Raw genomic sequence first — 18,602 nt, forward strand, 5'->3', positions numbered from 1 at the left:
GTCATCCTGATGACGCGGCCATGCCGCTTCGCAGGGGGCCGATATGCTAATGTCGGCCACAATTGAACACCCGTCTAAGGAAGATTCGACATGGCAGGACATAGCAAATGGGCCAATATCAAGCATAAAAAGGCTGCCACCGATGCCAAGCGCGGCAAAATCTGGACGCGCCTGATCAAGGAAATCACGGTCGCGGCCCGCATGGGCGGCGCCGACGCCATCACCAATCCGCGCCTGCGCCTGGCAGTCGACAAGGCGGCCGATGCGAACATGCCAAAAGACAACGTCCAGCGCGCGATCAACCGCGGCAGCGGCGGCGTCGATGGCGCCAACTATGAAGAAGAAGTGCGCTACGAAGGCTACGGCGTGGGCGGCGCGGCCGTCATCGTCGAATGCATGACAGACAACAAGGTGCGCACGGTGGCTGAAGTGCGCAACGCCTTCAACAAGAACGGCGGCAACATGGGCAACGAAGGCTCCGTCGCCTTCATGTTCCAGCACTGCGGCCAGCTGCTGTTCGCGCCGGGCACCGACGAAGACAAGCTGATGGAAGCGGCCCTGGAAGCGGGCGCCGACGACGTCATAGCCGACGAAGAAGGCGGCTTCGAAGTGGTCACTCCCGTGCACGATTTCGCCGCCGTCAAGGAAGCGCTGGAAGCGGCCGGCTTCAAGGCCGAAGTGGCCGAAGTCATCATGAAGCCGGCGACGGAAACCGTGTATGCGGGCGACGACGCCATCAAGATGCAAAAGCTGATCGATGCGCTGGAGCTGCTGGACGATGTCCAGGAAGTGTTCACCAACGCCCTCATTGAGAATTAATCACTCTGCACACAAGGGCGGCACCGCCGCCCTGCAACCCACACTGAACGAACGGTCCCTATGAAAATTCTGGTAGTCGGCTCTGGCGGCCGCGAACACGCCCTGGCCTGGAAACTGGCCCAGTCCGAACGCATACAGATGGTGTATGTCGCGCCGGGCAACGGCGGCACCGCGCGCGATGCGCGCCTGGTCAATCTCGACATCAGCGACCCGCAATTGCTGGCCGATTTTTTTCAGCAGGAGCACATCGGCCTGACCGTCGTCGGCCCGGAAGTGCCGCTGGCAGCCGGTATCGTCAACCTGTTCCGCTCGCGCGGCCTGAAAATCTTCGGCCCGACCAAGGAAGCGGCACAGCTGGAGTCGTCGAAGGACTTCGCCAAGGCCTTCATGCAGCGCCACGGCATCCCGACGGCCGCCTACCAGACCTTCTCCGACGTCGCTCCCGCGCACGCCTACGTCGACGCCATGGGCGCGCCGATCGTCATCAAGGCCGACGGCCTGGCCGCCGGCAAAGGCGTGGTCGTCGCCATGAGCCTGGAAGAAGCGCACCAGGCGGTCGACATGATGCTGTCCGATAACCAGTTCGGCGACGCCGGCGCGCGCATCGTCATCGAGGAATTCCTCGCCGGCGAAGAAGCGAGCTTCATCGTCATGTGCGACGGCAAGAACATCCTGCCGCTGGCCACCAGCCAGGATCATAAGCGCCTGAAGGACCACGACCAGGGCCCGAACACGGGCGGCATGGGCGCGTATTCGCCGGCGCCCATCGTCACGCCGGCCATGCATGCGCGCGTCATGCGCGAAATCATCGTTCCGACCATCCAGGGCATGGCCAAGGACGGCATCACGTTCACGGGCTTCCTGTACGCGGGCCTGATGATCGACGACAAGGGCACGCCAAAGACGCTGGAATTCAACTGCCGCATGGGCGACCCGGAAACGCAGCCGATCATGGCGCGCCTGAAAACCGACCTGGTCACCGTCATGGAACACGCCGTCAACGGCACGCTCGACGCCGTGGAACTGGAGTGGGACCGCCGCACGGCCGTTGGCGTCGTCATGGCCGCCGCCGGCTATCCGGACGATCCCGTCAAGGGCACGCCGATCGGCGACATCCCGGCCGAAACGGTCGATTCCGTCACCTTCCATGCGGGCACCCGCATCGACGGCGAACGCCTGGTCACCAACGGCGGGCGCGTGCTGTGCGTGGTGGGTCTGGGCGACAGCATCAAGATGGCGCAGAAGCAGGCCTATGAAACCGTGGAAAAAATCCACTTCGACGGCGCGCAGTACCGCCGCGACATCGGCTGGCGCGGTTTGAAGCATTGATCGCTCCATAGCGATCACACGGCGGGCCGGCGCGGAATTGATCCGCCCGGCCCGTTTTCATTTTGATTGCCCCCATTCCCCGCCATGAGCATACCAACCGGCCTTGCCGCACCAGACTACGATGCCCCGGTGAGCCCCCTTGCCTGGCTGGCGCTTGCCTCGCTGCTCGTTGCCGGCCTGGCTTGGTACTGGTTCAGCAGCTATGCCGTGCCACGCTGCGACGCCCGACAAACCGTGGCCGCGGTCACGGATGGCAAATTCAGCCTGCACGATATCCAACAGGCCGGCTATGCCTGGTCGCAAAAAACCCGTGGCTGCCTGGCCACCGTCATCCAGGACGGCAAGCCCATGCAGTACGCCTGGACCATTTCGCGCGTGGAAGGCCGCCGCAAAAGCCGGCTGGCGTATGACCACGCGCATCCGGGCATCGTGCAAACGCGCTTTGCCGACATCGCCTGGCATGGCGGCTTTGCGCAGCAGGGCCAGCCCATCGGGCGCGATGGGCTGAAGCATGCGGTGCTGGCCGGCATGGATGCACTGCGCGGCAAGCCGCTCTACCATGCCAACCTCAACGCAGTGGTGTCGCCGCAGCACTACCGTGAAATTGGCGATATTGAAGCCCTGGCACCATGCAAGGAAGTATTGCCCGGCGTGGTTTCCTGCCGCCTGCTGCTGGCCCGTAACGACCTTGCGCCGGCTGCCGCAAGCAAGGTGCTGGCCGTCTCGGTGCTGCAGCAAGGCGACTTTACTTTCCAGCGCAGCAAAAATGGCAAGAACTGGTCAGTCACACCGCAGTTCAGGACAGAACTGGATCAGGCGCAACTTCAATAGTACGCTGGGGAAACGAGATTACATTGTAAAATTTATCATCTTGATTCTTGATAAAGTCCCTCCGATGACAAGCAATCTACCTGAGTCCACGCATACCTCCGTCGAAGCGCTGCATGTGCTGAAGCTGCTGACACGCCGCCAGCGCGAGCAGGCGCTGGCGCATCCCGACTTGCCGCAGCTCGCCATCGGCACGCCGCTACCCGACACTTTGCTGTGGCTGTACCGGCGCCAGATCGTTACGTCCGAGGATGTAACAAGGCTGTCGTTGAGCGTGGCGCGCCACTTCAGCGGCGACGAGCTGGCGCTGCGATTGTCGATCTTGCAGCAGGTGGTGGAGGTGCTCAATCGCGAATCGCTCGATCATCTGCGCGACGAAGCGATCATTACGCCAGAGCTTTATCAACAGGCGCTGCAGCACCTGCCGGGCGATGTTTTGCTGCCCACGCCGGGCGAGGCACTGAACTGGATGCTGCATGTGGGACTGCTGCCGCGCGCGCAATTCAAGTCCGTGGCCCAGCGCATCGAGTCCGGCGGCAGCGACGACGCAAAACGTGTGGTCCGGCATGCGCAAGGGCGCCAGGATGAGCACAAGAAGGCGGTACACGGCGTGATCCTCGATGGCCTGTTTCCCGGCTCGCGCCTGGCCTGGCTGATCGGCGCGCCGCTGGCGCTGGCCGGCATGGTCTGGTATGCGATGAGCGGCAATTCCGTGCCCGAGTGCGACTCCGCCAACACGCTTACCACCGTGACACGCATGCTCAATAACGCGGCGCCGGAAGGCACGGGCAAAGCAAGCCTGCACGACGTAAAAGAAGCGGGTTACGCTTCGTCACACCATATCCGTGGCTGCCTGGCCACGATAGCACTCGATGGCAAGAAGATGGACTATGCCTATACCGTCGCGCGCGACGACAGCGGCAGCAAGCGCCGCATCAGCTATGTGGGCGCACAGCCAATGCTGGTCAAGGCGCGCTTTGGCACCATCCAGGATGGCGACTTTGCCCAGCAAGCCACGCCCCTGGGACGCGAGGCGCTGGAAAAAGCTTTCCGCAACGGCATGGATGGCGCGCGCATCATGCCCCAGCCACGGCAAGCTTTTTCGCTGACGCGATCGATGCAGCGCACGCGCGAAATCGCCGAAATCGAACCGCTGGCGCCATGCAAGGAAATCTCGCCGGGCGTCTATTCCTGCCGCCTGCTGATCGAACGCAATGACGCCTTGCTGGGCATGCTCAACGGCGGCACGGCAGTGATGCAGGAAGGCGAGTTCACCTTCCAGCGCGACGCGAGCGGCAATGGCTGGTCGGTGACGCCGCAATTTGCCGCCGAACTGCGCCAGGCCAAGGTCACAGAGTAAGACCATGCATATCGAACCGCCCCACGCATCGCTGCTGCAGCTGCACCAGCTTGGCCTGATCACCGCGCAGGAACTCGACGAGGCCAACTCGGAACGCGATATCGCCGCCCATGAGCGCCTGCACCCGCCCGCGGAACCGGTCGACATGCCGGAACTGGCGCAGGATGCCGACCTGGTCAGCACCCTGGGCTGGCTGCTGCTGACCGATCTGCTGCCGAAAAATGACCTTGATAAGCGCATGCCCACACTGCCGCCCGGGCAGCAGGCGCTGCTGGCCGACGGCGTGCGGCACTATAACCGCCGCGAGGTCGACGCCTTGTACGAGCTCGATTTGCTGAACCCGTTCCAGCGCGATGCCGCGCACGCGGCGGTGCCAGCAGACCGCATGTTTTATACGCCCTGGATCGCCATGCGCTGGCTGGTGGTCAACGACATCCTGCCTGCGGCGCAGTTCGAGGCGCTGGAAGTGCACGTGCGTGAACATGGCAGCGCACTGGCGCGCGAAATCGTGGAAGCGTCCAGGCTGCGCCATGGTCACGACCGCATCGCGTACCAGCGGCCACCGGCCTGGAAAGGCGCGCTGATCGTGCTGGGGCTGATCCTGGTGATGTCCATGGTGTATGGCTTGTTGACCGGAGGCCTGCAGCCATGAGTACCGATCCGCGCCTCAAACCGCTCGGCGAGCTGCGGCAGCTGGATCTGATCTGATCAGCAGCGACGAATACGACGATACGCTGGCCGAACTGCAGATCATTGAGATCCAGCGCGCACACAATGCCGCCGAAGACATCGATGTGCCGGAACTGGCGATGAATGCCGGCCAGGTCAGGACGCTGGCCTGGCTGCTGAGCGCCGAACTGGTGCCCGAGGAGCGTTTCTTCAAGATGCTGCGCGAGCTGCCTGCCGACGAACCACGCCGGCAACTGGCCAGCGCCGCGCTGCAGCAGGTGAACCGCGAGGCGGTCGACGCGCTGTACGAGCAGAACCTGATCAACCAGTTTCAGCGCGACGCCGCCCACGACAGCCTGCCGGCCGGTCACCTGGCCGCCACGCCCGTCGCGGCCTTGCGCCATATGCTGAAACACGGCACGCTATCGCCGTTGCAATACAAGGCGCTGCAAGCGCGCACGCGCGCGAACGGCTCGGAACTGGCGCGCGTGATCGTCGACGCCGCTGGCAAACCGCCGACCCAGTATGGCCGGCCCCGCCCCCGCGCCCTTCCACCATCATGGCTGCGGCACTGCTGCTGGCGATACTGACGATGCTGACGTATGCAGGACGCGCATGGTTCAAGCACGAGCAGCCAGTGCCTGTGGCACCGCTGGCGCAGCCGGCCGACACGATCAAACGCACGGACCTGCAACAGCGCGCGGCAAGCATGGTGGAAGACGCCCGCCAGCCAAGCGCGGATGCGCCCCAATTCGAGGTGCAGGTAATACAGGACAAGCCGCCTCAATAAAGCAGGGCCGGCAACAGCATCGCCGGTTTTGCTATCACAAAAATCCGTAACAGGGTACAATCCGTCCTTACTTTTTTATTTCGGCCTCGTCGGCCCACGCGATGTCGTCAACTCCCTCTCCTTCGGCCGTCAAGGCTTATTTGCTCGATTTGCAAAGCCGTATCGTGCAGGCGCTTGAAGCGCAGGACGGCAAGCCCTTCCTGACCGATGCCTGGCAGCGCCCCGAGGGCGGCGGCGGCATTTCGCGCCTGATCGAGGAAGGCAATGTGTTCGAACGGGGCGGCGTGAATTTTTCGCACGTCACCGGCGCCGCACTGCCGCCATCGGCCGCGGCCGCGCGCCCTGAACTCGGTGGCAAGGCATGGGAAGCGATGGGCGTATCGCTGGTACTGCATCCGCGCAATCCCTACGCACCGACGGTGCACATGAACGTGCGCTTTTTCAGCACCGTGAATGCCGATGGCGCCCCCGTATGGTGGTTCGGCGGCGGCATGGACCTGACGCCGTATTACGGTGACGCGGGCGACGTGAAGCACTTTCACCGGGTGTGCCATGATGCGCTGGCGCCGTTTGGCGCGGAACTGCATCCGAAGTTCAAGCAGTGGTGCGACGATTACTTCTACCTGAAGCACAGGCGCGAAGCGCGCGGCGCGGGCGGGATCTTCTTCGACGACTTCAACGCCCTGGGCTTTGACGACAGTTTCGCCATGCTGCGCAGCGCTGGCGACGCCTTCATCAACGCCTATGTGCCGATCCTGGCACGCCGCAAGGACATGCCCTACGGCGAACGCGAACGCGATTTCCAGTGCTATCGGCGCGGACGCTATGTCGAGTTCAACCTGGTGTTCGACCGCGGTACCCTGTTCGGCCTGCAGTCGGGCGGACGCACCGAGGCGATCCTGATGTCGATGCCGCCCGTGGTCAAGTGGCGCTACGACTGGCACCCGGAAGCGGGCAGTCCCGAAGCGGCGTTGTATACTGACTTCCTCGTGCATCGCGACTGGCTGCAGGCGTGAGGGAAACTGGTACGGCGGGCAGTATGCCCTGTGTGACGCTGCTTGGCGGCAGCTACGATCCGGTGCATATCGGCCATGTCGCCCTGGGCAAGCATTTTTCCAGCCTGCTACACGCCGATGAACTGCGCGTGATTCCGGCCGGCGCGCCCTGGCAAAAGGGTAAGCTGGGCGCCACCGGCCAGCAGCGCGCCGAGATGGCCGGCCTGGCCTTCGCCGGCCTGCCCCTGCCCGTGGTGATCGACCGCCAGGAAATCGAACGCAGCGAACATGGCCAGGCCAGCTACACCATCGATACCTTGCGCCAGGTACGCGCCGAGCTGGGATCGCGCGCCTCCATCGTTTTCCTGATGGGTGCCGACCAGCTGCAGCGGCTCGCGACCTGGCGCGAATGGCAGCAATTATTTGAATACGCGCATATCTGCGTCGCGGCCCGCCCCGGCTTCGCGCTGAATGACGCCGCAGTGCCGCAAGTGGTCGCCGATGCATTTTCGCACCGCCTGGGGTCTCTGGAAAGCATCCGCAACACGCCGCACGGTCTGACTTATCTGGCACAGGACTTCGCGGTGGATATCTCCGCCACCGAAATACGTGCGGCATTACAACGGGGGAATCGGGCAAACCCGCTTGTTTCCCCGCTAGTGCTAGACTATATTGAACAACATAATTTATACAAAAGCTAAATGGATATCAAAAAACTGCAAACCCTCGTCGTTGACGCCCTTGAAGACGTCAAAGGCCAAGACATCGCCGTCTTCGAAACGAGTCACCTGACCAGCCTGTTCGACCGCATCGCGATCGTTTCCGGTACCTCGAACCGTCAAACCAAGGCGCTGGCCGCCTCGGTGCGCAACAAGGTCAAGGACGCCGGCGGCGACATCATCGGCATGGAAGGCGAGGACACCGGTGAATGGGTGCTGGTCGATCTGGGCGACATGATCGTCCACATCATGCAAGCACCTATCCGCGCCTACTACCGCCTGGAAGAAATCTGGGGCGACACCCCGGTCAAGCTGGGTGCCGCCAAGCGCGCGCCGAAAAAAGCCGCTGGCGACGAGCCGAAGAAGGTCAGCGGCCATCTGGCGGCAAGCAAGGCCAATGTGGAAGCTGCGCCCGTGATCGAAAAGAAAGCGCCAGCGAAGAAAGCCACGGCCGCCACCGCCGCCAAGAAAGCCCCGGCGAAAAAAGCCGCCGTTTCGAAAGCCGTCGGCAAGACCGTGAAAGTCGCGCCTACCAAGACCGAGACAGCCGCCGTGAAAGCGCTGAAAGCGCTGCCGGAGAAAAAAGTACGCGCCCCACGCGCGGCCAAGCCGGCAGCCGATGCTGCACCGGCAAAAACCGTGATCAAGCGTATCAAAAAAGTCGAAGCGTAAGCCTCGATGCAGCTCATCATCGCTGCGGTCGGCCATAAAATGCCGGCCTGGATAGAGACGGGCTTCGCGGAATACGCGAAGCGCATGCCGCCGGAATTGCGCATCGTGCTGAAAGAAATCAAGCCGGTGGAGCGTTCCGGCAGCAAGACCGCCGCCACGGCGATGGCGCTGGAACGCGAACGCATCGAAGCCGTCCTGCCCAAGGGCGTGCGCATCATCGCCCTCGACGAACGCGGCAAGGATCTGACCAGCGTCGGCCTGTCGCAGCAGTTGATGGCGTGGCAGCAGGATGGCCGCGACACCGCCTTTTTGATCGGCGGCGCCGACGGCCTCGATCCGCAACTCAAGGCGCGTGCCGAGGGCATGCTGCGCATTTCCAGCATGACCCTGCCGCACGGCGTGGTGCGCGTGATCCTCGCCGAGCAGCTCTATCGCGCCTGGTCGATCACGCAAAACCACCCCTACCACCGCGTCTGAACTCCCCATGAAAACGGCTGATCACAAGATCTACCTCGCCTCCAAAAGCCCGCGCCGGCGCGAACTGCTGCGCCAGATCGGCATCGATTTCGAATTGCTGCTGCTGCGCAGCGACGGCCCGCGCGGCGCCGACGTCACCGAGGAAGTCCTGCCCGGCGAATCGGCGCTCGACTATGTGGCCCGCGTGTCGAATGAAAAAGCCGCCTTCGCCTGGGACCTGGTGCGCCGCCGCCACCTGACCCCGCGCCCCGTGCTGGCAGCCGACACCACCGTCACCATCGACGGCATCATCCTCGGCAAGCCGGCCGACCGCCTTGAGGCCGTGGCGATGCTGCAGCAGCTGTCGGGCCGCACGCACGAGGTGCTCACCTCGATCGCCGTGCACTACAAGGATTTCGCCGAGCAGCGCACGCAAGTGTCGCAAGTGCGCTTCGGCGTGCTCTCGCCCGCCTCGATCGCCGCGTATTGCGCCACGCCGGAACCGTACGACAAGGCCGGCGGCTACGGCATCCAGGGCAGCGCCGCGCTGTTCGTCGAGCATATCGAAGGCAGCCATTCCGGCATCATGGGCCTGCCCCTGTACGAAACTGCACAGTTGCTACGGCTGGCAGGTTTGCCCCTGCCCTGATCCCGGGTATGATGTCATTCGTTGCCTCCACTCCCGCGCCCCCATGAACGAAGACATCCTGATCAATATCACGCCGCAAGAAACGCGCGTCGCCCTCATCCTGCAGGGCGCCGTGCAGGAATTGCACATCGAGCGCACGCTCACGCGCGGCCTGGCCGGCAATGTGTATTCCGGCAAAGTGGTGCGGGTGTTGCCGGGCATGCAGTCGGCTTTCATCGACATCGGCCTGGAACGCGCCGCCTTCCTGCACGTGGCAGACATCTGGGAAGCGCGCGGCCACGATGGCCAGAACGCCACGCCCGCTCCCATCGAAAAAATCCTGTTTGACGGCCAGGTGCTGACGGTGCAGGTGATCAAGGACCCCATCGGCACCAAGGGCGCGCGCCTGTCGACGCAGATTTCCATCGCCGGGCGCATGCTGGTGTACCTGCCGCAAGACAAGCACATCGGCATCTCGCAGAAAATCGAAAAGGAAGCGGAGCGCGAACAGCTGCGCGTGCGCCTGCAAAGCCTGCTGCCGCCCGACGAAAAGGGCGGCTACATCGTGCGCACCATGGCCGAAGACGCCTCCGACGCAGACCTGAAGGCGGACGTCGACTACCTGCGCAAGACCTGGAGCACCATCACGCACGGCGCGCGCACGCGTCCCGCCACCAGCCTGCTGCACCAGGACTTGAACCTGGCGCAGCGCGTGCTGCGCGACTTCGTCGGCGATGAAACGGCCACCATCCAGGTCGATTCGCGCGAAAACTACGTGAAATTGCGCGAATTCGCGGAAATCTATACGCCTAGCGAGCTGACGCGATTACAGCACTACACGGGCGAGCGCCCCCTGTTCGACCTGTACGGCGTGGAAGAAGAAATCCTGCGCGCCCTGGGCCGCCGCGTCGACCTGAAATCGGGCGGCTACCTGATCGTCGACCAGACGGAAGCGATGACCACGATCGACGTCAACACGGGCGGCTTTGTGGGCGGGCGCAACTTCGCCGACACGATTTTCAAGACCAACCTGGAGGCGGCGCACGCCATCGCGCGCCAGCTGCGCCTGCGCAACCTGGGCGGCATCATCATCCTCGACTTCATCGACATGGACAATGCCGAGCACCGCAACGCCGTGCTGGCCGAGCTGAAACGCACCTTGTCGCGCGACCGCACCAAGGTTTCGGTGAGCAATTTCTCGCCGCTGGGCCTGGTGGAAATGACGCGCAAGCGCACGCGCGAATCGCTGGCGCACATCCTGTGCGAACCGTGCCCCGCCTGCGCCGGCAAGGGGCAAGTCAAAACCTCGCGCACGATCTGCTATGAAATCCTGCGAGAACTGCTGCGCGAGGCAAAACAGTTCAACCCGCGCGAATTCCGCATCCTCGCCTCGCAGGAAGTGGTCGATCTGTTCTTAGAGGAAGAATCGCAGCACCTGGCCATGCTCGGTGACTTCATCGGCAAAAAAATCTCGCTGCAGGTCGAGAATGCTTACCACCAGGAGCAGTACGACGTGATTTTAATGTAGTCATGCCGGGCACCACCGCCTTCTGGCGCGACCCGTTTCTCCCCCACGTGGAAAGCCGGCGCGCCTGTCACAGCCGGGCGTGCTACAAGCCCCACAGCCATCCCACGTTTTCCATCGGCGCCGTCGACGCGGGCAGCAGCGTGTTTACGGGCAGCCACGGCCGCCAGGCAGCGCTGCGCGCCGGCAGCCTGGTACTGGTGCCGGCCGGCTGCGTGCACGCCTGCAATCCCCTGCCTGAGGCGTACTGGAGCTACCAGATGCTGCATCTCGATGCGCAGTGGCTGCAGGCGAATATCCCCCCGCTTTGCACAGACAGCGCCAGCGTGCTGCACGATCCTGCCCTGTACGCGCAGTTCTGCGCCATGAATGCGCTGCTGTTCTCGCCCGCGTCCCCGGCCGAGAAGCAAGCCGCGCTGCTGGCCTTCCTGCACGCCTGCGCCAGTGCCAGCGGAGCGACCTCCTTGCCCTCGCGCGCGGCTCGCATCCCCGCGCAGCTGCGCCAGGTACTGCAGGCGCTGCAGGAACAGCCCCTGGCCAGCCTGGAGTCCTTGTCCGCACTGGCCGGCATGAGCCGTTACCAATTGATCCGCGCCTTCCGCGCCACCACCGGCATGACGCCGCATGCCTACCAGCTGAACGCGCACGTCAACCGCGCGCGCAGCCGCTTGCAGGCGGGAGCGGCACTGGCGCAGCTGGCGCATGAGCTGGGCTTTGCGGACCAGAGCCATCTGCAGCGCGTCTTCAAGGCGCATGCAGGCATCACGCCGGGGCGCTATCGCGGCCAGGGCGGCTAGAACACCTGCAATTTTCTTCAATACAGGCTGTCGCCAGGCCCGGCATACTCGCGCATCGCCATTGCCGGAGCCGAACTCCATGCAGGATTTTCTCTTCATCGCCGCCGCCCACTTTCTTTCCCTGCTGTCGCCCGGTCCCGATTTTTTCCTGATCGCACGCACCTCGCTGGCCCACGGCTGGCGCGGCGCCGCCGGCACCTGCATGGGCATCACCGTGGCTAATGCGGTGTTCATCGTGGCGGCGTTTGGCGGACTATCGGTGCTGCGGGCAGGCAGTACGGCATTCATGGTGGTGCGGCTGGCAGGATGCGCCTATCTGCTGTACCTGGGCTGGCTGTTCCTGCGCCATGCGGGCAAGAGCAGCCTGGATGCAAAGCCCGCCAGCGGCAAGGCGCGCTGGCGCGGCGGTATCGTGATGGGGTTTGTCTCCGCCATCCTGAACCCGAAGAATGCGCTGTTCTATGTCAGCCTGGCCACCGTGCTGGCCAGCAGGCAAACGAGTCCCGCTGCGATGGCGGCGTATGGCGCGTGGATGGTCTTTGCCGTGCTGGCGTGGGATATGACGGTAGCGCTGGCCATCGGCAGCACCGCCCTGCGGCAGCGCTTTGCGCGCGCGCTGCCGTCACTGGAACGGCTGTCGGGCGTGGTGCTGATCGTACTGGCGCTGGTGCTGCTGGTTCAGGCGGGCAGCGGATCCAGGTAAAACACGGCATACACTTTCAAGGGCGTGGTTTCCGTGGCTTTTTCCGAACGCACGACGGAGCAGTCGTCTGCCGCCAGGCTGCGCCAGTTCTGGATGCCCGCCTTGGCAAACATGGCGTGCGCGGGCGCGTTGGCGGCCAGGTCCAGCACCAGGCAGGCGTTGCGCGGGCCGGCGCCGTAGTTGACGGCGCGGATCTCGATGCCGAAGGTCGTCATCCACGGTTCCCACAAGCCTTTTTCCTTCGGCGGCCATGCGCTCGAGCATTTCGCCAAAGCTCAAGCCCTTCTTGACGGTATCGCGCAATGCTTGCAACGACGGCGCCAGGCGGGGATCGGCTTGCTTGTTGCCGGCACGGATCTCGGCGATCGCTTTCAATTCCTTGATGATGGCCGCATCGCGCTCCGTGTAGTCGCGCATGCGCGCGTAAAACTCGGCATCGAGGAAAGGATTGACGGTCAGCTTGACGGCGCCCTCTTCGCGGCGTTTGGGGGAAGGCGTGTTGGTTTTGGTCATGGCGATGGAGGGGCAAAATACGTTGAGGGGCGCCAGTGTACCACCTTGCGGCGGCGCGGCCCCAGGCGCGGCATCAGCCCCTGGGAGCGGCCGTCGATTCGCGCACCACCAGTTCGGGTTTCAGGCGTACGTCGAGCACCGGGGAATCGGGCGAGGCTATGGTTTGCAGGATCAACCGGGCCGCTTCCGTGCCGATGCCATGGTGGCGGATGCGGATGGTGGTCAGGGCGGACGGATCATGTCCATGTACGGCATGTCGTTGTGGCCCACCACGGAAATATCTTCAGGGCAACTCAAGCCCAGTTCACGGATGGCGTCGTAGCAGCCGATGGCCACCAGGTCGCTGCCCGTCACCACGGCCGTCGTCTGCGGCGATTGGCGCAGCAGTTCCAGCAGGGCCGCCTTGCCGCATTCGCGCGAATAGCCGCTGCTTTCAAACACGAACGCCTGCGAGGGATCGAGTTCGCTGGCCTGGATGGCGGCCAGGAAACCGAGGCGGCGCACGTGGCCGGTGGACAGGTTTTCCGGACCGGCAATGTGGGCGATATGGCGGTGCCCCAGCGCCAGCAAGTGTTCCACGGCCAGTCGCATGCCGACCACGTCGTCGCTGACGACGCAGGACGCGACGCCCGTCTCGTCGCTGCGGTTGACGGTGACGACAGGCACATTCTGGTCGATGCACATCTTGATGACGGGATCGTCGCGCCGTGCGGTAGCCAAAATCAGGCATCGACCTGCTGCCCCAGCAGGCGGTTGATGACGAACAGCTGTTCCTCCTCGTCGGCGCCCACGTTGGCGACGATGGCCAGGTAGCCATGCTTGCGCAAGCCTTCCTCGATGCCCAGCAGGATCGGCGGGAAAACGGCATTCGTGATGTCGGGCAAGACCACGCCGATGATGCGCGACTTGCGCGTGACGAGGGTGGAGGCGGCGCGGTTCGGCCGGTAGCCGAGCCGGCCCGCTTCGGCCAGCACGCGCGCGGCCACCTCGGCGCTGACCATTTGCCGCGTTGCCGGGTTCATCACGCGCGAGACGGTGGAAAAGTGCACGCCGCTGGCCCGCGCGACGTCGCTTAAGGTGGGGTTCTTGTTTGTCATGGGCTTCCCGGATCGCAATACCGTGATTTTATCGCAAAAAATCCCCGCTCCGTCAAAAACCGAGCAAACGCTTGCATTGAAAGAATGCCGTTTCTCAAAGCGGTTTTGGTCGACTTAAGCACAATCCAGCCTTGACAGCGTGCAAACGCTTGCATACCATGGCTCGGATTGACCACTCGGGCCTTGTATGCCCCTCCAAGAATTCCTATGTCTACTTCGCACAGCAAGCACGCCGAACAGAACGGCGAAACTTTCAACCTGAAAGAAGCCGCCCTCGCCTATCACGCGGAACCCCGCGCAGGCAAGATTTCCGTCACGCCAACCAAACCGCTGGGCGACGCCCGTGCCCTGACCCTGGCGTACTCGCCGGGCGTGGCCTTCGCCTGCGAAGCCATCGTGGAAGATCCGCGCACGGCCGGCACCTACACCTCGCGCAGCAACCTGGTGGCCGTGATCACCAATGGCACCGCCGTGCTGGGCCTGGGCGACATCGGCCCGCTGGCCAGCAAACCCGTGATGGAAGGCAAAGCCTGCCTGTTCAAGCAGTTCGCCGATGTCGATGTGTTCGACATCGAACTGGCCGAAAACGATCCCGACCTGTTCATCGACACCGTGGTGCGCATGGAGCCGACCTTCGGCGGCATCAACCTGGAAGACATCAAGGCGCCCGACTGCTTCTACATCGAACAGCAATTGCGCAAGCGCATGAACATTCCCGTCTTCCACGACGACCAGCATGGCACGGCCATCATCGTCGCGGCCGGCATCCTGAATGGCCTGGAACTGGTGGGCAAGGATATCGGCAACGTGAAAGTGGCCGTCTCGGGCGCCGGCGCGGCGTCGATCGCCTGCCTGGACCTGCTCGTCTCGCTGGGCCTGAACAAATCGCTGCTGAAGGTCTGCGACAGCCAGGGCGTGATCTACCCTGGCCGCGATGCCAGCATGGAAGAGAACAAGGCGCGCTACGCGAATGACACGAGCGACCGCGACCTGGCCGACGCCATGGTCGGCGCCGACATCTTCATCGGCGTCTCGAAGGGCGGCGTGGTCAGCGCGCAGATGGTCGAATCGATGGCCGCCAAGCCCTTGATCTTCGCCCTGGCCAATCCGCATCCGGAAATCGCCCCTGAGAAGGTGCATGCCGTGCGTGACGACGCCATCGTGGCCACGGGCCGCTCGGATTATCCGAACCAGATCAACAACGTGCTGTGCTTCCCGTACATCTTCCGCGGCGCGCTCGACGTGGGCGCCACCACCATCAACGAAGAAATGAAGCTGGCCTGCGTGCGCGCCATCGCCGCACTGGCCAAGGAGCCATTGCCAGGCCACGAAAGCAGCGCGCTGACGCCGCTGCAACTGATTCCATCGCCATTCGATGAACGCCTGCGCAGCTGGGTCGCGCCTGCCGTATCGCAAGCAGCGATCGCCACGGGCGTGGCGACGCGCGTGCCCGCGACAGCCTGATGCGCATGGCAAGGACTTTCTTGCCTTAGCAAAATAACAGCAAGTTACCATTGCTTACAAAAAAACCATGGCTAAAAACCATGGTTTTTTCGTTTCTGCCCTTGGATACGGTCAAATCGTTATTAATAAGCACATTTCATGCGAGCGTTTTGGCATGAACCTTCGATTACAATGGCGGCTATTTTATGTTGCTACAGTTGCCATTGTGGCGACAACATGCGTTAACAAGGATATTCATGCTCGGCCTGACTACTGTTTCTGTTTTTCTTTTTTTTGCATTGGCGCTGGCTGTCAATAGCGGATATTCCCTTGGTGCACTGGTGCTCCTGCTCGCAAGCAGCTGGCTGCTATGGAAACGCCCCCGCCTGAACCTGCAACGCCGGGATTATCTGATGCTCGGCACACTGCTACTGTATTTCGCCATTTTTACGGCCAATATGCTTTATCACGCCGATCCGGCGCGCGAACTCGACATTCCCCTGCGTGCCCTGCTGGCCGCACCAGTGCTGCTGCTGCTGCTGGCATACCCACCCCGGCCGGAGGCATGGTGGAGCGGCCTGGTCATCGGCGCCATCAGTGGTACGGCTCTGGCTTCCTGGCAATTTTTCGCACTCGATGTATACCGCCCGCAAGCGGCAACCAGCAATGCCATCCACTATGGCAATGTCAGCATGCTGCTTGGCATGCTAGCCCTATGTGGCATGGGATGGGCAAGTAAGCAGCGCCACCGCCTGGCATGGAGCCTGCTCCTGCTAGCCGGTGGCCTGTCCGGCATTCTGGGATCCGTCATCAGCGGCAGCCGCAGCGGCTGGCTGGTGTTACCCGCCTGTGGCTGCCTTTTTTCATACTATTATTCGAAGGGCCGCGGCGCACGCTATCTGGCCGCTCTGCTCGGTGCACTGCTGGCGGCATTCCTGCTTGCCTATACACTTCCCAACTCCCGCATGCCCCAGCGCGTGGAAGTGGCTGTCAATGAGATCAAACAGTTCCAGGACAGCGACAATGTGACCACGTCGATTGGCCAGCGCATGGAAATGTGGCGCACCGCGATAGACATGTACCAGCAACGCCCCTGGACAGGCTTGGGCCGCAACGGTTACATGGAACAAAAATCGATGCTGGTGGATGAAGGCAAGGCCAACGTTGCCATACGCCGGCATACCAATGCCCACAACGACTACCTCGATACGCTGGTCAAGCGCGGCATCATCGGCGTAATGGCCTTGTTGGCGCTCTTCCTCGTGCCGTTGCTCCTGTTTGCACGCGCCCTGCGCCAGAGTGCCCCCGCAGCCCAGCCCTATGCGCTGGCCGGCGTGGTGCTATGCACCTGCTACATGATTTTTGGCCTGACGACGAGTTCGCTAACCCTGAATATCGGCATCATCATGCTGACCTTCCCGATGGTGATACTGTGGGCCATGTTGCGCCAGCAAGAACGCCTTGCCTGAGCTCGTTTTCCGCCTGACCGTTTTTGCTGTCCCTTGCAAGGAACCATACCGATGCTCACGCCCGACCTGAAGCGCCTCACCGCGCTGCACGCGCCCTATAAAAAACACCTGGCCCTGGCCCTGCTGGCGATGGTCGTCACGGCGGCGACGGAACCACTGTTGCCATATGCGCTCAAGTTGCTGCTCGACAATGGTTTTGGCGGCAAGGTCAGTTTTTCCTTCTGGCTGGTGCCGCTGATCGTCATCGGCATCTTTGCCATGCGCGGCACCTCGACCTTTGCCAGCAGCTACCTGATGAGCTATGTATCCACGCGCATCCTCAACGAGTTGCGGCGCAGGATGTTTGCCAGCATGCTCAACCTGCCTATCGACTTTTACAACACGCACACGGTGGGCAAGGTCATCAACTCCATCATGTTTGAGGTGCAACAAATCATCGAGATGGTGACCAAGGTATTTACCTCGATCGTGCGCTCCTCGCTGACCGTGCTGGGCCTGCTGGCCTGGCTGCTGTACCTGAACTGGGCACTGACCCTGGTGACCCTGGTGCTGCTGCCCGTGCTGACCATCGTCGTGCGCACCACGGGCAAGCGCCTGAAAAAACTCAACCGCGACTCGCTGGCCGTCAACGCCGAACTGACCCAGGTCATCGAGGAAACCACGCGCGCGCAGCAAGTGATCAAGATCTTCGGCGGCCAGCAGTACGAGAAGGCCCGGTTCGAGGAGCGTGCCGAGCAATTGCGCCGCTACAGCATGCGCATGACCACGACCTTTTCCGCCACCGTGCCCATTACCCAGGTGATCACGGCCGCCGCCGTGGCCCTGGTCATCGTGATGGCCCTGTTCCAGTCGGAACAGGGACAAATCACGGTCGGCGGCTTTGTCTCCTTCATCACGGCCATGTTGATGCTGCTGACGCCCTTGAAGCAATTGGCCGAAGTCAACGGCCCCCTGCAGCGCGGCATGGCCGCCGCCGAGGAAGTCTTCCAGCTGATCGACAAGACGCCGGAACGCACGGGCGGCAAGCCGCTGGCTGGCCGCTGCAGTGGCCGCATCGAGTTCAAGGATGTGAGCTTTGCCTATCCCGGACATCAGGAACCAGCCCTGCAACATATCGACCTGAACATTGCGCCAGGACAAACCGTCGCCTTTGTCGGCATGTCCGGCGGCGGCAAATCGACCCTGGTCAGCCTGCTGCCCGGCTTTTATTCAGTCAGCAGCGGTGAAATCTTGCTCGATGGACAGAATATTGACGACATCGCCCTGACCAGCCTGCGCAGCCAGATCGCCATGGTCAGCCAGCAGGTGGTGTTGTTCGACGATACCCTGGCCGCCAATATCGCGTATGGCGATGCGGCGCCGGACCGGCAGCGCGTCGAAGCGGCCGCCGCGGCCGCTTTCCTGTCGGACGTCATCGATGGCTTGCCCGACGGACTGGAAACGCGCCTGGGCGACAACGGCTCGCGCCTGTCCGGCGGCCAGCGCCAGCGCGTGGCCATCGCCCGCGCCATCTACAAGGATGCTCCCATCCTGATCCTCGATGAAGCCACCTCGGCACTGGATACGGAGGCGGAACGGGCCGTGCAGGCAGCGCTGGAGCACCTGATGCAAGGCAGAACGACATTAGTTATTGCTCATCGACTATCTACAATTGAACGCGCGGACCGTATCGTGGTATTGTCACATGGGAAAATAATGGAAACCGGCAGTCATCAGCAATTATTGGATGCCGACGGCGCGTATGCCAATCTGCATCGCCTGCAATTTTCCCAGCAAGTGGTTTGACACCA

General features: G+C 62.9%; 19 protein-coding genes and 2 pseudogenes. 18 read left to right on the plus strand and 3 right to left on the minus strand.

Annotated elements, in window-relative coordinates; all coding sequences use genetic code 11:
• Nucleotides 1-90: 90 nt before the first annotated feature.
• The 15 genes from ACQVLG_RS02085 to ACQVLG_RS02155 all read left to right on the plus strand — a co-directional run bounded on the left by ACQVLG_RS02085 (nt 91) and on the right by ACQVLG_RS02155 (nt 12,290).
• Nucleotides 91-819, plus strand: coding sequence for a YebC/PmpR family DNA-binding transcriptional regulator (locus ACQVLG_RS02085; protein WP_474292618.1), 729 nt, complete (start codon nt 91-93; stop codon nt 817-819).
• Nucleotides 820-879: 60 nt separating this feature from the next.
• Entirely contained in the window at nt 880-2,148 is a 1,269-nt protein-coding gene (gene purD, locus ACQVLG_RS02090) for a phosphoribosylamine--glycine ligase (RefSeq protein ID WP_474292620.1), read from the plus strand.
• 129 nt (nt 2,149-2,277) lie between these two features.
• Nucleotides 2,278-2,979: a hypothetical protein gene (locus ACQVLG_RS02095; RefSeq protein WP_474292622.1), complete on the plus strand. Its 702-nt coding sequence runs from the start codon at nt 2,278-2,280 to the stop codon at nt 2,977-2,979.
• A gap of 64 nt (nt 2,980-3,043) precedes the next feature.
• A complete protein-coding gene (locus tag ACQVLG_RS02100; RefSeq protein WP_474292624.1) occupies nt 3,044-4,336 on the plus strand; it encodes a hypothetical protein in 1,293 nt (430 codons plus the stop codon).
• A gap of 4 nt (nt 4,337-4,340) precedes the next feature.
• Nucleotides 4,341-4,988, plus strand: coding sequence for a hypothetical protein (locus ACQVLG_RS02105; protein ID WP_474292626.1), 648 nt, complete (start codon nt 4,341-4,343; stop codon nt 4,986-4,988).
• 142 nt (nt 4,989-5,130) lie between these two features.
• The gene (locus ACQVLG_RS02110) at nt 5,131-5,595 is read left to right on the plus strand and encodes a hypothetical protein (protein ID WP_474292627.1); all 465 of its coding nucleotides are present in this window, start codon (nt 5,131-5,133) and stop codon (nt 5,593-5,595) included.
• Nucleotides 5,565-5,795: a hypothetical protein gene (locus tag ACQVLG_RS02115; protein ID WP_474292629.1), complete on the plus strand. Its 231-nt coding sequence runs from the start codon at nt 5,565-5,567 to the stop codon at nt 5,793-5,795. Before ACQVLG_RS02110 ends, ACQVLG_RS02115 begins: the two co-directional genes overlap by 31 nt.
• A gap of 101 nt (nt 5,796-5,896) precedes the next feature.
• The gene (gene hemF, locus ACQVLG_RS02120) at nt 5,897-6,811 is read left to right on the plus strand and encodes an oxygen-dependent coproporphyrinogen oxidase (protein WP_474292631.1); all 915 of its coding nucleotides are present in this window, start codon (nt 5,897-5,899) and stop codon (nt 6,809-6,811) included.
• A gap of 23 nt (nt 6,812-6,834) precedes the next feature.
• Nucleotides 6,835-7,491: a nicotinate (nicotinamide) nucleotide adenylyltransferase gene (gene nadD / locus ACQVLG_RS02125; protein ID WP_474292632.1), complete on the plus strand. Its 657-nt coding sequence runs from the start codon at nt 6,835-6,837 to the stop codon at nt 7,489-7,491.
• Nucleotides 7,492-8,181, plus strand: coding sequence for a ribosome silencing factor (rsfS, locus tag ACQVLG_RS02130; RefSeq protein ID WP_230539865.1), 690 nt, complete (start codon nt 7,492-7,494; stop codon nt 8,179-8,181). It begins immediately after the preceding gene.
• Between the two features lie 6 nt (nt 8,182-8,187).
• A complete protein-coding gene (rlmH, locus tag ACQVLG_RS02135) occupies nt 8,188-8,658 on the plus strand; it encodes a 23S rRNA (pseudouridine(1915)-N(3))-methyltransferase RlmH (protein WP_034747108.1) in 471 nt (156 codons plus the stop codon).
• A gap of 7 nt (nt 8,659-8,665) precedes the next feature.
• A complete protein-coding gene (locus ACQVLG_RS02140) occupies nt 8,666-9,286 on the plus strand; it encodes a Maf family protein (RefSeq protein ID WP_230539866.1) in 621 nt (206 codons plus the stop codon).
• Between the two features lie 43 nt (nt 9,287-9,329).
• Nucleotides 9,330-10,793 (plus strand): ribonuclease G, encoded by a 1,464-nt coding sequence (gene rng, locus ACQVLG_RS02145; RefSeq protein ID WP_086143927.1) that lies wholly within the window; start codon nt 9,330-9,332, stop codon nt 10,791-10,793.
• Nucleotides 10,794-10,795: 2 nt separating this feature from the next.
• Nucleotides 10,796-11,587 (plus strand): AraC family transcriptional regulator, encoded by a 792-nt coding sequence (locus ACQVLG_RS02150; RefSeq protein WP_474292635.1) that lies wholly within the window; start codon nt 10,796-10,798, stop codon nt 11,585-11,587.
• 79 nt (nt 11,588-11,666) lie between these two features.
• Nucleotides 11,667-12,290, plus strand: coding sequence for a LysE family translocator (locus tag ACQVLG_RS02155; protein WP_474292637.1), 624 nt, complete (start codon nt 11,667-11,669; stop codon nt 12,288-12,290).
• On the opposite strand, the gene ACQVLG_RS02160 is transcribed toward ACQVLG_RS02155, so the two are convergent.
• The 3 genes and pseudogenes from ACQVLG_RS02160 to ACQVLG_RS02170 form a co-directional block, all read right to left on the minus strand.
• Nucleotides 12,266-12,520 carry a hypothetical protein gene (locus ACQVLG_RS02160; RefSeq protein ID WP_474292639.1) on the minus strand — a complete coding sequence of 85 codons (255 nt, stop codon included), beginning with the start codon at nt 12,518-12,520 and terminating at the stop codon, nt 12,266-12,268. The genes ACQVLG_RS02155 and ACQVLG_RS02160 overlap by 25 nt on opposite strands.
• Before the next feature lie 356 nt (nt 12,521-12,876).
• Nucleotides 12,877-13,487: pseudogene (locus ACQVLG_RS02165) on the minus strand (LacI family DNA-binding transcriptional regulator).
• Nucleotides 13,488-13,525: 38 nt separating this feature from the next.
• Nucleotides 13,526-13,900: a LacI family DNA-binding transcriptional regulator gene (locus ACQVLG_RS02170; RefSeq protein ID WP_474292640.1), complete on the minus strand. Its 375-nt coding sequence runs from the start codon at nt 13,898-13,900 to the stop codon at nt 13,526-13,528.
• Nucleotides 13,901-14,107: 207 nt separating this feature from the next.
• Here ACQVLG_RS02170 and ACQVLG_RS02175 point away from each other — a divergent pair.
• The 3 genes and pseudogenes from ACQVLG_RS02175 to msbA all read left to right on the plus strand — a co-directional run.
• Nucleotides 14,108-15,346, plus strand: a pseudogene (locus ACQVLG_RS02175) (malic enzyme-like NAD(P)-binding protein); the annotation flags it as partial.
• 254 nt (nt 15,347-15,600) lie between these two features.
• Entirely contained in the window at nt 15,601-16,812 is a 1,212-nt protein-coding gene (locus ACQVLG_RS02180) for an O-antigen ligase family protein (protein WP_474292642.1), read from the plus strand.
• A 51-nt stretch (nt 16,813-16,863) separates the two neighbouring features.
• Complete coding sequence (msbA, locus tag ACQVLG_RS02185; protein WP_474292643.1) at nt 16,864-18,597, plus strand: lipid A export permease/ATP-binding protein MsbA; 1,734 nt, start codon at nt 16,864-16,866, stop codon at nt 18,595-18,597.
• The last annotated feature ends 5 nt before the right edge of the window (nt 18,598-18,602 follow it).

It is taken from the genome of Janthinobacterium sp. TPC_1 (assembly GCF_056037845.1).